The organism is Cryobacterium psychrotolerans, assembly GCF_900101115.1.
Taxonomy (GTDB): Bacteria; Actinomycetota; Actinomycetes; order Actinomycetales; family Microbacteriaceae; genus Cryobacterium; species Cryobacterium psychrotolerans.
Genome location: NZ_FNFU01000032.1, coordinates 1 through 14071 on the forward strand (window position 1 = coordinate 1; position 14071 = coordinate 14071).

A 14071-nucleotide genomic window follows, 5' to 3' on the forward strand; every position below is an offset into this window, starting at 1 on the left:
CCCGGGTCACCTGCGGCGCTCCATCACCTGGGACCGCGGCACCGAGCTCGCCGACTACGCCCGCATCCAGGTCGCCCTGGACACGAAACTCTTCTTCTGCGACCCGCGCTCGCCCTGGCAGCGCGGCAGCAACGAGAACACCAACCGGCTCCTGCGGTTCTGGTTCGAGAAGGGCTCGAACCTCTCAGCCCACAGCGCCGACGATCTCCGCCGAGTCGCTGCGACCCTCAACCGGCGTCCCCGACCGACCCTCGACCTCGACACCCCAGCCACCCGGCTGAACCAGCTGCTCAAGGCAGCTGAAACCACCCGCGTTGCCTAGACCGCTTGACTTTGCCGGCCCGGGAAGGTGCCAAACTCACAGTTCGGCGAGAGGGTCAGTCGTTGCGGGCGGCGCGCAGGTGCAGGGTGTCTTGCGCGGACTTCTTCACGGCGGCCAGGCTGAACAGCCAGGGGCGGGTCTCGTGGCGCTGCCAGAGCGGCATCTGGTCGACGTAATTCGGGTGGAACGCGTGCCCGGACTCGCCGGTCAGGTTCAGCCAGGTTGAGTCGTCCCAGTCGGCGAGGCTGATCACCTGCCGCATCGACGGCACCCAGTCGACGGTGTAGCCGACCGAGGCATCCCAGCCGACGGCGTTGACGACGGATGAGCCGCCCGCGAGCTCGTACGGGCCCCGGTTGAACAGCCACTCGATCGGGGCAACGCCCGACTCGCCGAAGCTGGCGTTCTTGAGCTCGAGCGTGTGCAGCTTGCCCCACTCCCAGGCGGAGGCATCCGCGCCCATTAGGTCGGCGCCCTCTGCGGCGGCGCGGGTCAGCACCTTGCTGAGCATGCTGTCGCGTCCGACGGCGCCGATCCGATCGTTGACCCACCAGTCGGAATCGGGCTGGTCGAGCAGGGATTCCACAATCGAGAACGCCCGGTCGCCGCCGGTCAGCCCCAGCCCGTCCGGCAACTTGTGGTCGAACATGTTGACCAGCAGGTTGCGCCAGACGATGTTGAAGTAGGCCGCGGCCGCGCTGTCCGCATCTACCTGGAAGTCCCAGTCGTCGAACAGCGCCTGGGCCTCACGCGCCGCGCCGGAGACCCGCACGTCCTGCAACAGGGGGACCAGGGTCGCCGCGGCCGCGCTGAAGTTGTCCGCCTGGATCTCGCTCATGGTGTCGGTGGTGACCGGCTTCCCGTCCTCGATCATGCCCTGCAGGCGCGAGGTGATCTCGTTCGCACGGTAGCCCAGGTCCCAGTCCGCGGTGATCAGGTGCGGGTAGTTCGCCCCGACCGGCGCGTTGTTCGCGGTGACGATGAGTCCGCTGGGCGGGTTGAACGTCGTCGGCAGCGCCTCGTAGGGGATGAACCCCGTCCAGCCGTAGTCGCTCGTCCAACCGGGCACCGGCACCGTGCCGTCGCCCTTCTTCCGAATCGGGATGAGGCCGGGAGCCTGGTAGCCGATGTTGCCGTCCACGTCGGCGTAGAGAAGGTTCTGCGAGGGCACCTCGAAGAGTTCGGCCGCAGCGCGGAAGCTCTCCCAATCGGTCGCCGCGTTGAGGGCGAAGATGGCGGTGGCCGTTCGGCCCGGCGTCAGCGCCGTCCACTGCAGCGCGAGCTGGTACTCGCCGGCGGGGGCTGCCGCTGCGGGGGCTGCGGCGCCGCCGGCGGCGGGCGCGGCGGGGGCTGCCGGCGCGGGACTGGCCGGCAGGCCGGCGGCGACCGGGTAGTCGCTCGCGATCCCCGGGAACGCGGTCCCCTCGAGGCCGCTCACGATCGGGCCGTGCTCGGTCGAATGGATCTCGATCTTCACCGAAGGCCCCCCGGCGACGGTGATCTTCTCGTTGCGCACGATCAGCGGCTTCTCCGCGCCGTCGTACTCGTAGCTGTCGCCGGTCACCTTCTCGAGGTAGAGATCGGCGACATCCGGCCCGAGGTTGGTGAAGCCCCACGCGACCCGGGCGTTGTGGCCGATGATGATCCCCGGCATGCCGGTGAACCCGTAACCGGCGAGGTCGAACGGGCAGTCGGCGCTGACGGTTTCGCAGCGAAGGCCGACCTGGTACCAGACCGAGGGCATGACCGGGCCGAGGTGAGGGTCGTTGGCGAGGATGGGCTCGCCCGTGTCGGTGTGCTCGCCGGAGACCACCCAGGAGTTCGAGCCGATTTCCCCGCCGGCCGGGCCGAGCAACTCGGGCACGGAGGCCAGCGCGGTGCGCAGGTCGTCGAGGGGGGAGGCGAGGGCGGTGCTCTCGAGCGCCTCGCTCGCGGCGGGCGCTGCCGCGGTGACGGCCGACGCGGTCGGCGGCATGCCGTCCACGATGGTCGGGTGGGTGGCATAGGGGTAGGCCGGGTGCAGCTCGGAGACCTCCTCGGGGGTGAGCGTCGCCGCGAGCGTCGCCCGGTCGATTTCGTCGTCGAGGTTTGAGCGGAGGTCCCAGGCCATTGCCTTGAGCCAGGCGACCGAGTCGGCCGGCGTCCACCGTTCGGGCTCGTAGCCGGCGTTCTGCAGTCCCAGCACCGCGTACTCGAGGGAGATGTCGGTGCCCTGGTGGGTGGCCAGGTAGGCGTTGACGCCGTCGGCGTAGGCCTGGTAGTACCCGAGCGTGACCGGGTCGAGCAGCGCGACCTCCTGCTCGGCAACGGCCCGCCAGCCGAGGGTACGGATGAAGGTGTCCGTGCCGACCTGGCTCTCCCCGAACAGCTCCGAGAGACGCCCGGCGGTCACGTGCCGACGGAAGTCCATCTCCCAGAAGCGGTCCTGGGCGTGCACGTACCCCTCCGCCATGAAGAGGTCCTTCGACGTCTTCGCGACGATCTGCGGGATGCCGGCGTCGTCGCGGTACACGGTGGCGTCGGCGTCGAGCCCCGGAAGAGCCACCTCGCCGGACAGCGTCGGGAAGGACCGCATGACCGTCCACACGCCGAGGCCCGCGGCCACAAGCGCCAGGCTCAGCACGATGCCGAGCAGGGCGAGGAGCGTACGGGCCCTGCGGTGGCGCCTGCTGCGCGGTGCGTCGGTACCCACGTCACTCCCCTGTGATCGAATCCGGACAGGTCGACGGATGCTGCGCATCCCGCTGGTCCTGCTACACGGATGCTATCGGCTGGGGCGTCTTCCGGCGGCGCGACTCCGCGTTGTGTTACCGAAGCGCAGCGTTACCGAAGCGCCGCGTTGTCGAAGCCTGGTGTCACCGAGCATTGTCAGGCGTGCAGCGCCTCGTTGAGCACGACGCCGGTTCCGTCCCTGCGCAGCACCTCGACCGCACCGGTGAGCGAGTTGCGGCGGAAGAGCAGGCCGGCCACGCCGGACAACTCGACGGCCTTCACCGTGCGGGGTGCGCCGTCCGCAGTGCGGGCCTCGCCGACGAGCACGACCTTGGTGCCGGCAGTGACGTAGAGGCCGGCCTCGACGACCGTGTCGTCGCCGATGGCGATGCCGACGCCGGAGTTCGCGCCGAGCAGGGCGCGCTGCCCGATCGACACCCGCTGGGTGCCCCCGCCGGAGAGGGTGCCCATGATCGAGGCGCCGCCGCCGATGTCCGCACCGTCGCCCACGACAACGCCCTGGGAGATTCGGCCCTCGACCATTGAGGAGCCGAGGGTTCCGGCGTTGAAGTTGACGAAGCCTTCGTGCATGACGGTGGTCCCGGGGGACAGGTAGGCGCCCAGCCGCACGCGGGAGGCATCCGCGATCCGCACCCGGTCCGGCGTGACGTAGCCCAGCAGCATCGGGAACTTGTCGATCCCGGTCGGCTGGATGCCCAGGCGCTGGAGCGAGGGGCGCAACCGGTCGTAGTCGGCCGGGTGCACCGGCCCGGCGTTGGTCCAGACGACGGTGGGGAGATGGCCGAAGATGCCGTCGAGGTTGATGCTGTTGGGGAGCACGAGCAGGTGGGAGAGGAGGTGCAGGCGCAGGTACGCGTCCGAGGTGCCGGCCGGCGGCTCCTGCAGGTCGATTTCCACGGTGACGGCTTCCAAGGAAACGTTACGCCGTGTGTCGTCGCCGGCGGCCGCTTCGAGTTCGGCGGGCACGATCCAGCGGTCGCGTCCGGCCGGCAGCCGGCCGAGACCGGGGGCCGGGAACCACGTGTCCAGCACGGTTCCGTTGCCGGAAACCGTGGCCAGCCCGTACCCCCAGCCATGCGTCGGTGCGGGGGCGTTTGACGGGAGCGGCGTGACCATGGCTCTAGATTAGTAGGGTGCCTCTCACTCCCGTGCCTCAGATCCCCGCGGCCCTGAACCTCGCCGCATCATCCATCGACATCACGCGTGAAATCTGCGACATGGAGTCGGTGTCCGGTAACGAGACCGGACTGGCCGACGCCATCGAGCGTACGCTCAGCGGCCTCGGCCACCTCGAAATCATCAGGGACGGCGACACCATCGTCGCCCGCACCAACCTCGGCCGGGCCCAGCGCGTCGTGATCGCCGGCCACATCGACACCGTGCCGCTGAACAACAACCTGCCGACCAGGTTCGAAACCGTCGACGGCGTGGATTATCTGTGGGGTCGCGGCACCGTCGATATGAAGGCCGGCGTCGCCGTGCAGCTCAAGCTCGCCGCGGAGCTCACCGACCCCATCGTCGACCTGACCTGGATGTGGTACGACCACGAGGAGGTTTCGGACGCGCTCAATGGCCTCGGCCGGCTCGCCCGCAATCGGCCCGATCTGTTCGAGGGGGACTTCGCGATCCTCGGCGAACCGAGCAACAGCCAGGTCGAAGGCGGTTGCAACGGGAACCTGCGCGTTGAAATCCGCACGTTCGGCCTGCGCGCGCATTCGGCGCGCAGCTGGGTGGGCGAGAACGCCATCCACAAGGTCACCCCCATTCTCGACACGCTCGCGAACTACGAGCCCCGCGCGGTGGAGGTCGAGGGACTGGTCTACCGCGAGGGCCTCAACGCCGTCGGCATCACCGGGGGTATCGCCGGGAACGTCATCCCCGACGAGTGCATGGTGCACATCAACTACCGGTTCGCCCCCAGCCGCTCGGTCGAGGAGGCGCTGGCGCACGTGCACGAGCTGTTCCCCGGCTATGACATCACCGTCGTGGACTCCGCCGCCGGAGCCCGCCCCGGGCTCGACGCCCCGCTCGCCAAACAGTTCCTCGCCGCCGTCGGCGCGGAACCCCGGCCCAAGTACGGCTGGACGGATGTCGCGCGCTTCTCCGCCCTCGGGATCCCCGCCGTCAACTACGGTCCTGGCGACCCGCTCAAGGCCCACGCGGATGACGAACGGGTTGCCCTGCGGCAGATCACGGAGTGCGAAGACGGCCTCCGTTCCTGGTTGACCGCCTCCACCGACTAAGGGCCCGCGATGTCCGCCACCGCCGCCCAGACGCGAATCCCCGCGCGGTGGCGGGCCCGGTACCGGCTCACTCCGTGGTGGGCGAAGGTCGCCTTCGTCTGGGCCGCGTCCCGGCTGGTGACGACATCGCTCGTGCTCGCGATGGCGAACCTGCAGGAGGCCAACGCGTGGACGGGCGCCCGGCCGCGCTACGCCGACTTCGCGAACATGTGGGACGGCCGCTGGTACAATATCGTCGCGATCGGCGGCTACCCTCCGGTGCTGCCGGTCACGCCGGAGGGCCAGGTGGCGGAGAACGCCTGGGCGTTCATGCCCGGGTATCCGGCCGCCGTGCGGCTGCTGATGGAGGCCAGCGGTGCGGGATGGGCTCCCGTCGCCGTATTCGTGTCGGTGGCCTTCAGCCTCGGCTCGGCCCTGCTGTTCTACCGGCTGATGCGCCGGGTGCTGGACCACGGGACCGCGCTGTTCTCGGTCGTGCTGTTCTGCGTCGCCCCGCTCTCCCCGATCCTGCAGTTCGGCTACGCGGAATCGATGTACCTGTTCTTCCTCACCCTGGCGCTCTACCTCCTGCTCGAGCGGCGCTACGCGGCGTTGTTCCCGGTGATCGCCGTGATGGCGCTGACCCGCCCGAGCGGCCTCGCCTTCGCGCTCGCCCTCGCGCTGCACGTGGCGTACCGCTGGATCACGAGGGGCCGGGACCCGTTCCCGCCCCGGGAACGGGTGCTGTCGGCATCCGTCGCCGTGTTCAGCGGGATCATGGGCCTCGCCTGGCCGCTCGCGGCGTGGGCGGTCACCGGGTCGCTCACGGCGTACACCGACACGGAGCTGGCCTGGCGGGCGCCGTATATCGGCTACCAGGAGCTCGTTCCGTTCACCGCCTGGTTCCAGAGCGGCGTCTGGTGGCTCGGGATGCCGCTGGGCATCGTCGCCGTGCTAGCGCTGATCCTGGCCTTCACGATGGTCATGTTCACGCCGGCCGTCCGGCGGCTCGGCGTGGACCTGAGGTTCTGGGTGGCCGGCTATGCGCTCTACCTGTTCGCCGTGTTCTTCCCGCAGTCGAGCACCTTCCGGTTGCTCGTGCCGCTGTTCCCCCTGCTCGGCGCGGTGGCCCAGCCTCGGAGTCGGCTGTACCGGGCCGGGGTCGTTCTGCTCTGCGTTGCCGGCCAGTGGGGCTGGCTCCTGATCTGCTGGAGGGTCGACGGCGCCGACTGGACACCCCCCTAATTACAGTCTTCGGGGCCCGATAGACGATAATGGAAGTTCAGAGGAATTGAATGAAAGGGGAGTTCATGGCTGCCATGAAGCCACGGACCGGGGATGGGCCTATGGAGGCCGTCAAAGAGGGCCGCCTGATTATTGTGCGGGTACCGCTTGAAGGCGGAGGCCGACTTGTCGTCTCCGTGAACGACGCCGAAGCGAAGGAGCTTCACGACGCACTTGCCGGGGTGGTCAGTTCGGCCGTCTAGGCCCGGTTGATTGCACCACGGATGTTCGGCCGCGCGGCTCTGCCGTGCGGCCGAACTCCGTTTAACGTGATGCGCGCTTCGTCAGGCGCGCAGCTTGGTGATCTGCAGCAGCCCGTCCCCGACGGGGGAGAGGGCGCTGATGACGGCCCGGGAGGACGCGATCTCGGTCAGCAGGGTGCGGAACCCGGTTGCCAGGTCGTCGCGCTGGGTCGGGTTCGCCACCCGTCCGCGCCAGAGGGCGTGGGCCACGAGCACGGTTCCGCCTGGCCTGGCCAGGCGGAGGGCGTGCTCAACGTATTCGATGACGGACTGCGGGTCGGCGTCGACGAAGACAATGTCGTAGGAACTCTCGTTCATCCGAGGCAGCACGTCGGCCGCCTTGCCGGTGATCAGGCGCACCCGGTTGGCGGGGATCCCCGCCTCGATGAAGTTCGCCCTGGCATGCTGCTGGTGGTCGATCTCCGTGTCGATGGAGGTCAGCGTCGCGCCCGGGGCACCGGTGAGCAGCCAGATGCCGGAGACGCCGGCTCCCGTGCCCACCTCGAGGATGCTCCGCGCGCCGGTCGCCGCGGCGATCACGGCGGTCTGGGCGCCCACCGAGGGCGCGATCGCGTCGATGCCGAGCTCATGGGACTGCTGCCTCGCCTTGGAAAGCGCATCGCTTTCCACGACCAGGTCGTCGGAGAATTTCCAGTTCAGTTCAATGTCAGTCACGGCACAACTCCAGTAGGGGGGTGCATCAAGACTACGTGGGAGCCTCGGCTGGTCCGGGGATGCCCCGCCGAGGGTTATTCTGAATAAATGTTCGGTCTGACCTTCGAGAAACTTCTCCTGATCGGGATCATCGCCGTGTTCCTGCTCGGGCCGGAGCGGCTCCCGCATTACGCGGCGCAATTGGGCCGCCTCGCGCGTCAGCTTCGGGACATGGCCAACGGGGCCAAGGACCGCATGCGCGACGAAATGGGCCCGGAGTTCGACGATCTGGACTGGAAGAAACTCGACCCGCGCCAGTACGACCCGCGCCGGATCATCCGGGAGGCGCTCGTCGACGACGCCCCCGAGAAAGAGGTGACGGCCACGGTTTCGCGCGCCGCTCCCAACCCGGACAGCGCCTACCTGCAGCGGAAGCGCGCCAGGGAGAACGCCGCCCTCACGCCCTCCGCCCCGGCCCCCTTCGACACCGAAGCCACCTAGAGCCGCCGAGATTGACGGTTCCGGTCGAATTCGGCTGGTGCGCCGGTCAAAGTCGACCGGAACTGTCAAGGTGGACGGGTCAGCGGCGGCGGATGGCCTTGAGCACGACCGCGAGCAGCAACAGCGGACCGGCCAGCCGGGCGAACTCGCGGCCGAGCCGGGGCAGCTGGAGCAGGCCGGTCGCGTGCGAAACCGTGGTCGCGTCGACGAACCGGAGCAGGCCTTCCGGGCCGTTGCGCCGGCCCAGGCCCGAGTGCTTGACCCCGCCCATCGGAGCGTCGACCGAGGAAAACGATCCCCGGTAGCCCTCGTTGACATTGACGCTGCCGGCCTCCATGGCGGACGCCACGCGGAGCCCGCGGCCGGTCGAACCGGAGAACACCGATGCGTTGAGCCCGAACTCGCTGTCATTGGCCACGAGGATTGCCTCCTGCTCGGAGTCGACGACCGACACGGCCACGACCGGACCGAAGGTTTCGTTCGCGTAGCAGTGCATGTCGGGGGTGACCCCGCTGAGCACGGTCGGTTCGAAGAAGAGCGGTCCGATGTCGGGGCGCGCCCGCCCGCCGGCCTCGAGCGTCGCGCCCTTGGCGAGGGCATCCTGCACATGCGCGGTCACCCGCTCGAGCTGGGCCTGGCTGGTGAGGGATCCCACGTCGGCGGTGTAGTCGAACCCGGCGCCGAGGATCAGCGACTCCGTCCGGACCACGAACTCGCGCAGGAAGTCCGCGGCCACGCCGCGCTCGACGTAGATGCGCTCGATGGACACGCAGAGCTGGCCCATCGAGGAAAAACAGGCGTAGGCGGCATCCGCCGCGGCCTTCGCCGGGTCGACGTCGTCGAGCACGATCAGCGGGTTGTTGCCGCCGAGTTCGAGCGACACACCGATCAGGTTCTCGGCCGCCTGCACCGCGACGCGCCTGCCGGTCGCCGTTGAACCGGTGAAGCAGATGTAGTCCGCCTGGTTCGTCACGGCGCCGCCGATCTCGGCGCCGTCACCCGTGACGACCGCCCAGAGGGCGGCGGGGACCCCGGCGTCGATGAACGCTCGCCGCAACGCGAGGATGCTCAGTGCGCCCTGGCTGTCGGCCTTCTGCACCACTGCGCAGCCGGCGGCCAGGGCGGGGACGACGTCCATCGCAGCGAGGCTGAGCGGGAAGTTCCACGGCGTGATGACCCCGACGACGCCCTTGGGCCGGAACTGCACACGGGTGCCGACCACGAGGGGGATGGCGGCCCGGCGGCGCCCGCCGCGCAACACGGTGCGGGCGGAGAGCGCGTTGTACCGGGTGATGCTGGCGGCCTGGAAGACCTCCTCGAAGGCCTGGCCGCGGGTCTTCCCCGTCTCGGTCTGCACCGCGTCGAGCAGGAGCTCCCGGCGTTTGAGGACGAGGTCGTGTGCGCGCAGCAGGATCGCCCGGCGGCGGGCGAACCCGACCCTGGCCCAGGCCAGCTGGGCCAGCCGGGCGCTCGAATACGCCTCGCTGACGTCGTCGTGGGTGCTCACCGGCAGCCGGTGCAGCACCTCGCCGCTGAACGGGGCGATCACGTCGACGGTTGTCCCCGAGGTGGAGGCGATGTCGCGGTCGAGGTCGGTGATCAGCGGTCGATCAAGCGTGGTGGCAGGCATGCGGGCCAGTCTAGGGGCGAGCGGCCCGCCCGCCGGATGGCGCCCCGGACGGTTCTCAGAGCGTGGCGGTTTCGACCGTCTCGGTGAGCCTCGAGTGCGGGTTGATCGTGATCGCGGCAGCCGGGCCCTTCCACAGCTCATCGAGCGCCGCGCCCATCCGTTCTCCGGCCTCGCGGGAGTCGAAGTCGAGTTCGACCATCACCGTCCCGGTGTCACCGACGGGCCGCCTGACCCGGTACGCGGTGACGCCCGAGCCTTTCCGGTCGACGGGATCCGCGTCGAACATACGCTTCCACGCGTCGTAGCCGGTCACGGTGTGTTCGATGTGCAGGGTGAACATGCGGATGTCCTCGCTTCCGTCGGCACGGGTCGGCCGACCTGGCGCCAGCGTAGCCCCGCCGGTGGACGCGCGCAGCGGTTGCTCGGCCTCCGCGGCGAGCGGCATCCGTCTTCTCGGGCGGGCTGCTATTTCGGCGAGATGCCCAGGCTGCGGCCGGAGAGTCCCCGGCCCCGGGTGGCGAGCCGCTCGGCCACCGCGCGAATGGCTATGGCGGCGGGATCGGCGGGGTCGCCGAGCACGACCGGCACGCCCCGGTCGCCGCCGGAACGCAGGGGCACGCTGAGCGGCACCTGCGCGAGCAGGGGCACGGGCGCTTCCTGGTTCGAGGAGAGGCGCCTGGCGACCTCGGCGCCGCCGCCGGAGCCGAAGAGCTCGAGCACCGTGCCGTCGGGCTGCGGCAGCCCGGACATGTTCTCGATCACGCCGTAGACGCTCTGGCCGGTCTGGCGGGCGACGACGCCGCTGCGCTCGGCGACCTCGGCGGCCGCCGGCTGCGGCGTGGTGACGACGATGACCTCGGCGTGGGGGAGCAGCTGGCCCACGGTGATCGCCACGTCGCCGGTTCCGGGAGGCAGGTCGAGCAGCAGGATGTCCAGGTCGCCGAAGTACACGTCGGTGAGGAACTGCTGGATCGTGCGGTGCAGCATCGGCCCGCGCCAGGCCACGGCCACCGACGCGTCCTCGACGAACATGGCGATCGAGATGACCTTCACGTCGTAGGCGATCGGCGGCAGGATCATGTCGCCGACCTGGGTCGGCTTGACCGCGCTGCCCGTTCGGGCTCCGTCCGTGGGCTCGGCGACGAGCCCGAGCAGGCCCGGGATCGAGAACCCGTGCACATCCGCGTCGACGATGCCGACCCGCAGGCCCTGCGCGGCCAGCGCGACGGCCAGGTTGGCGGTGATCGTGGACTTGCCGACGCCTCCCTTTCCGCTCGTGATCGCGTAGACGCGGGTCAGCGACTCCGGCCCGAACTGGGTGACGCGGGCCGCCTTGCCGCCGCGCAGCTTTTCGGTCAGGGCCTGGCGCTGCTCCCGGGTCATGACGCCGACCTCGACCGAGGCCCGGCCTTCGCCGGCGACGGATTCCGCGGCCCGGAGCACATCGCGTTCGATCTTCTGCGCCGCGGGGCATCCGGCGATCGTCAGCCGGATCGCGACGGTCACCCGGCCGTCGTCGGCGACCGTGACGCCCTCCACCATGTCGAGCTCGGTGATCGGCTTGCGGATCTCCGGGTCGATCACCCGGGCGAGCGCCGCGTAGACCGCGTCGCTATTCACCCCGGGGACGTTCCTCGCGGTCCCGCTCCGCCGCTTCGCTGCGCCGCGCTCGCCGGGCCTGCTCGTCACGCTGTTCGAGGTTCTCCAGCACGGAACGCAGTTCGGCCCGGAGGAAGTCCTTCGACGCGAGGTCCTTCATCGCCAGTCGCAGGGCGACGACCTCCCGCGCCAGATATTCGGTGTCGGCGAGGTTGCGTTCGGCCCGCTGCCGGTCCTGTTCGATCTGCACCCGGTCGCGGTCGTCCTGTCGGTTCTGCGCCAGGAGGATCAGGGGAGCGGCGTAGGAGGCCTGCAGGGAGAGCACCAGGGTGAGCGCGATGAAGCCCAGTTCGATGGAGTCGAAGCGCAGCGGGGCGGGGGAGAGGGTGTTCCAGGTGACCCAGGCGGTCACGAACAGGGTCAGCCCGAGGAGGAACCAGGGGGTGCCCATTCCGCGGGCGATCGCCTCGGTGAACCGCCCGAAGCGGTCGCTGCCCCGGCCGAGGCCGAAGCCTCCGAGCCCCCGGGAGCGCAGGCCCTTGGGCGCGTCGAGCCGCTGCTCCGAGCGGTTAGCCCTGGCCATGGCCGCTGTCCTTGCCGCCGGGCAGGGGGATGCTTCCGGTCTTCAGCTCGCTGCGGACCGCGGCGCGCCGGCGCACTTCCTCGGTGCCGTCGTGGCTGCGCCAGTCGTCGGGGAGGAGATAGTCGAGCACGTCGTCGATCGTGACCACACCGACCAGGCGGTGGTTCTCGTCGACGACGGGCACCGACACGAGGTCGTAGCTGGCGAGGATGCGCGACACCTCGGCCGCCGAGGTTTCGGCGGTGACGGGCTCGAGGCCGAGGTCGAGCAGGGTGCCGAGGCGCTCGTGCGGCGGGTAGCGCAGCATCCGCTGGAAATGCACCATGCCGAGGAAGCGACCGGTCGGCGGCTCGTACGGCGGCAGGGTGACGCAGATCGCCGCGCCGAGGGCGGGCGCCAGGTCGTGGCGACGGATGAGCGCGAGCCCCTCGGCCACGGTGGCGTCGGCCGACACGATGATCGGCTCGGTCGTCATCAGTCCGCCGGCGGTGTCCGGGGCGTAGGTGAGCAGGAAGCGCACATCGTCGGCCTCCTCCGGCTCCATCAGGTCGAGCAACTGCTCGCCGCGCTCTGACGGAAGCTGGGCGATCAGGTCGGCCGCGTCATCCGGCTGCATGTGGTCGAGAACCTCGGCGGCGCGGGCGTCGCCGAGCCGGGTCAGGATGCCCACCTGCTCGCTCTCGGGCATCTCCTCGAGCACATCGGCGAGGCGGCCGTCGGGCAGCTCGCCGGCCACCTCGAACATGCGCTCCCGCGGCAGGTCGAGCAGCGTGTTCGCGAGGTCGGCGGGCTTGAGCTCGGAGTACGTGGCGATGAGCTGCTCGGCCGACTGGGCCTGGCCCACCGTCGACTTCTCGCGCACCTCGCCCCAGGTGACGAAGGCCGTCGCGCCCTTGGCGAAGGGGGAGGCGCTCGTCCTGGGGCGCCGGACGAAGAGCTGGCTGATCGCCCAGTCGCCCTGGCTGCTCGGACCGCTCTGCTCGATCGCGACATCCTCGACCGTCGCGTCACCGGAGCCGTCGTCGAAGGCGACCTTGCGGCCGAGCATCTCGGCTATGACGCGCACTTCGCCGCCGCGCTGTTCGAAGCGGCGCACGTTGATCAGGCCGGTGGTGATGATCTGGCCCGAGCCCATGCTGGTCACCCGGCCGATCGAGACGAACACGCGGCGCTTGCCGGGAATTTCGACGATCAGGCCGACGACTCGGGGCGGGTCGCTTTTTCGGTAGACCACCAGAACATCGCGCACCTTGCCCACGCGGTCGCCCGCGGGGTCGAAGACGGTGCATCCGGCCAGGCGGGCGACGAAGACTCTGGTGGCACTCACAGTACAAATCTAGGCCACTCACCAGCTAATCCCTGCGAGCGTGGAACAATGGCGGCATGAGTAATCAAAGCCCCTGGTCCCCCCGCTCGGCGGTGCTCTTCCCGGTCCTGCCGAAGGGCGAGGTCCTGGCCACCTTCGAGACCTACAACGAGGCGCAGCAGGCGGTCGAGAAGCTCGCCGTGTCGGACTTCCCGGTGAAGCAGCTCTCCATCGTCGGCAACGACCTCAAGAGCGTCGAACGGGTGACCGGCAAGCTCACCTACGGCAAGGTCGCACTCGCCGGAGCGGCATCCGGAGCCTGGATGGGGATCTTTTTCGGGGTGCTGTTCTTCATCTTCTCGCCGACCGGTTCCAGCCTGCCGTTCGTGGCCGCCGCGCTGCTGATCGGTGCCGGTTTCGGGATGTTCTTCAGCCTGGTCAGCTATGCGCTGAACCGTCGCCGCCGCGACTTCACCTCGACGATGCAGGTGATCGCGAGCAACTATCAGATCATCGTCGAGCCGAGCCTGGTCCACCGGGCGCGCAACCTGCTGGCCGGGATCGCGGATGGCGGGGCGCACGCGGCCGCGCCGCATCCGTCGGAGGCAACCCGGCCCACCGAGCCGCCCGCTGCCGGAACCGAGCCGCCCGCTGCCGGAACCGAGCCGCCGGCTGCCGGCACGGAGCCGCCCGCCGCCGGGCCGCCGGCCGCCGAGCCGCCCAGGTACGGCGTCCAGACTTCCGCTGCCGGAACCGAGCCGCCCAGGTACGGCGTCCAGACTTCCGCGCCCGACTTCGAGCCGCCCGCGAAGCCGTGAGCGAAGCCGCCGGCGACGCCCGTTCCGGCCGGTAACCTCCGCCTAACCTCCGCCGAACTGTGAGTTTGGCACCTTCGTTGCGCGGCAAAGTCAAGCGGTCTAGGCAACGCGGGTGGTTTCAGCTGCCTTGAGCAGCTGGTTCAGCCGGGTGGCTGGGGTGTCGAGGTCGAGGGTCGG

Annotated in this window: 14 protein-coding genes; 6 read left to right on the forward strand and 8 right to left on the reverse strand. The window is 69.8% G+C overall.

The window, feature by feature from the left end; translation table 11 throughout:
* Positions 1–322, forward strand: a 322-nt coding sequence (locus tag BLQ39_RS15000; RefSeq protein ID WP_143006492.1) for an IS30 family transposase, incomplete at its 5' end; no start/stop codon positions are given.
* Positions 323–377: 55 nt separating this feature from the next.
* On the opposite strand, the gene BLQ39_RS15005 is transcribed toward BLQ39_RS15000, so the two are convergent.
* Together BLQ39_RS15005 and dapD are read right to left on the reverse strand one after the other, a co-directional pair.
* Positions 378–3014 (reverse strand): penicillin acylase family protein, encoded by a 2637-nt coding sequence (locus BLQ39_RS15005; RefSeq protein WP_241986890.1) that lies wholly within the window; start codon positions 3012–3014, stop codon positions 378–380.
* Positions 3015–3190: 176 nt separating this feature from the next.
* The gene (dapD, locus tag BLQ39_RS15010; protein WP_092325244.1) at positions 3191–4171 is read right to left on the reverse strand and encodes a 2,3,4,5-tetrahydropyridine-2,6-dicarboxylate N-succinyltransferase; all 981 of its coding nucleotides are present in this window, start codon (positions 4169–4171) and stop codon (positions 3191–3193) included.
* 8 nt (positions 4172–4179) lie between these two features.
* Between dapD and dapE the strand changes: the two genes are divergently transcribed.
* From dapE to BLQ39_RS15025, 3 genes are all read left to right on the forward strand, one after another.
* Positions 4180–5298, forward strand: coding sequence for a succinyl-diaminopimelate desuccinylase (dapE, locus tag BLQ39_RS15015; RefSeq protein ID WP_422386333.1), 1119 nt, complete (start codon positions 4180–4182; stop codon positions 5296–5298).
* 9 nt (positions 5299–5307) lie between these two features.
* Entirely contained in the window at positions 5308–6522 is a 1215-nt protein-coding gene (locus tag BLQ39_RS15020; RefSeq protein WP_241982970.1) for a hypothetical protein, read from the forward strand.
* A gap of 65 nt (positions 6523–6587) precedes the next feature.
* Positions 6588–6764: a DUF3117 domain-containing protein gene (locus tag BLQ39_RS15025; RefSeq protein ID WP_092325262.1), complete on the forward strand. Its 177-nt coding sequence runs from the start codon at positions 6588–6590 to the stop codon at positions 6762–6764.
* A gap of 81 nt (positions 6765–6845) precedes the next feature.
* Here BLQ39_RS15025 and BLQ39_RS15030 read toward each other — a convergent pair whose 3' ends face one another.
* A complete protein-coding gene (locus BLQ39_RS15030) occupies positions 6846–7478 on the reverse strand; it encodes an O-methyltransferase (protein ID WP_092325248.1) in 633 nt (210 codons plus the stop codon).
* Between the two features lie 87 nt (positions 7479–7565).
* Here BLQ39_RS15030 and BLQ39_RS15035 point away from each other — a divergent pair, with 87 nt between their 5' ends.
* Positions 7566–7958: a sec-independent translocase gene (locus BLQ39_RS15035; protein ID WP_092325250.1), complete on the forward strand. Its 393-nt coding sequence runs from the start codon at positions 7566–7568 to the stop codon at positions 7956–7958.
* 79 nt (positions 7959–8037) lie between these two features.
* On the opposite strand, the gene BLQ39_RS15040 is transcribed toward BLQ39_RS15035, so the two are convergent.
* The 5 genes from BLQ39_RS15040 to BLQ39_RS15060 are packed head-to-tail and all read right to left on the reverse strand — an operon-like array spanning position 8038 to position 13097.
* Positions 8038–9588, reverse strand: a complete 1551-nt coding sequence (locus BLQ39_RS15040; protein WP_092325252.1) for a succinic semialdehyde dehydrogenase — start codon at positions 9586–9588, stop codon at positions 8038–8040.
* A gap of 55 nt (positions 9589–9643) precedes the next feature.
* Positions 9644–10033: a hypothetical protein gene (locus tag BLQ39_RS15045; RefSeq protein WP_092325254.1), complete on the reverse strand. Its 390-nt coding sequence runs from the start codon at positions 10031–10033 to the stop codon at positions 9644–9646.
* 20 nt (positions 10034–10053) lie between these two features.
* Positions 10054–11208: an Mrp/NBP35 family ATP-binding protein gene (locus BLQ39_RS15050; RefSeq protein WP_241982971.1), complete on the reverse strand. Its 1155-nt coding sequence runs from the start codon at positions 11206–11208 to the stop codon at positions 10054–10056.
* Complete coding sequence (locus BLQ39_RS15055) at positions 11201–11770, reverse strand: DUF1003 domain-containing protein (protein ID WP_092325256.1); 570 nt, start codon at positions 11768–11770, stop codon at positions 11201–11203. The genes BLQ39_RS15050 and BLQ39_RS15055 overlap by 8 nt, the downstream gene beginning before the upstream one ends.
* On the reverse strand, positions 11757–13097 hold the full coding sequence (locus BLQ39_RS15060; RefSeq protein ID WP_092325258.1) for a magnesium transporter MgtE N-terminal domain-containing protein: 1341 nt from the start codon (positions 13095–13097) through the stop codon (positions 11757–11759). Before BLQ39_RS15060 ends, BLQ39_RS15055 begins: the two co-directional genes overlap by 14 nt.
* Before the next feature lie 56 nt (positions 13098–13153).
* On the opposite strand from BLQ39_RS15060, the gene BLQ39_RS15065 reads away from it, so the two are divergent.
* Positions 13154–13894 carry a YflT domain-containing protein gene (locus BLQ39_RS15065; RefSeq protein ID WP_241986889.1) on the forward strand — a complete coding sequence of 247 codons (741 nt, stop codon included), beginning with the start codon at positions 13154–13156 and terminating at the stop codon, positions 13892–13894.
* Positions 13895–14071 lie beyond the last annotated feature (177 nt).